General features: G+C 74.2%; 2 protein-coding genes. Both read right to left on the reverse strand.

Annotated features, from left to right (window positions below):
• Nucleotides 1-225: hypothetical protein (locus tag ETD86_RS54515; RefSeq protein WP_211370946.1), on the reverse strand; the 225-nt coding region annotated here is incomplete at its 3' end.
• Between the two features lie 20 nt (nt 226-245).
• Nucleotides 246-884 carry a hypothetical protein gene (locus ETD86_RS54520; protein ID WP_211370947.1) on the reverse strand — a complete coding sequence of 213 codons (639 nt, stop codon included), beginning with the start codon at nt 882-884 and terminating at the stop codon, nt 246-248.
• Nucleotides 885-962 lie beyond the last annotated feature (78 nt).

The raw sequence follows: 962 nt of genomic DNA on the forward strand, positions 1-962 counted from the left end.
CCCCCGGCCCCACGCCCCCAGACGGGAGGCGGCGACGAGGGGACCGACGAGGACCGGCATCAGCAGCAGGGCCATCAGCGCCAGCTCCAGTCCGACGACCACGCACAGCGCCGCCAGCGGGAACCGCCGCGACCACATCAACGCCACCGACTGCGCGCAGGCCAGCGGGAGCAGCACGGCGAGCCGGGCGTCCTGCCCCAGCAGCCAGCCGGCCAGCGGCGGCAAGACGGCCAGCAGGCCGTCGCTCAGCCACTCCAGGCGGGTCGGGCGCTCTTCCTGATCTGCCGGGTGCGCCGCCAGCCGACCCCGAGCAGCACCGCCACCGGCGCCCACGGCGCCAACGCGATCGTCCAGCTCAGCGGCAGTGGCGGACCCGGCTGCCCGATCACCGGGACCGGCAGGACCCCCGTCGCGGTCCCGCCCGGACCCTCCACGGCGAACTCGAAGCGCCACGTACCCTCCTCCTGCAGCGAGACGACGTCCAGTCCCCAGACCTGGCGGGCTCGCGGGTGCCGCGGCAGCACGATGCTGTCGCCGCGGCGCTGCAGGACGATGCCCTTCAGCCCCCTGCGGTCGCCGGTCGGCGTTACCGTCGTGACCAGCCCGGTACGCCCGTCGATGCCGCCCGTGGGCTCGAAGGCGAAGTCCAGCGACTGCATGGCGCGGATCGGCCACCTGGTGAACGATACGGTGATCGTGGACTGATCGCTCATCCGCACGGTCTCGGTGTGAACGATCTCACCCGGCAGGGGCGGTGCGGCCCCGCTGCCCGCCGTGGCCGGAGCCGCGGCGAGCAGCAGAGCCGCCACCACCGCGACCAGCGCGACCAGCGCCCGCCGCACCAGGCAGCCGCGATCGGTACGTCCCGCATTGACGCGGATCATGCGGTCACCGTCCTGACCGCCAGCGGCTCGCGCAGGCCGAAGCGGCGCAACATGGTGGCGCACTGCCAGCCCAGCCAG

This window comes from Nonomuraea turkmeniaca (genome assembly GCF_005889735.1).
Classification (GTDB): domain Bacteria; phylum Actinomycetota; class Actinomycetes; order Streptosporangiales; family Streptosporangiaceae; genus Nonomuraea; species Nonomuraea turkmeniaca.

What these genes read in the sequence shown, in the direction of transcription:
- ETD86_RS54520 (WP_211370947.1), bottom strand. Translation starts at nt 884, where the DNA reads ATGATCCGCGTCAATGCGGGACGTACCGATCGCGGCTGCCTGGTGCGG.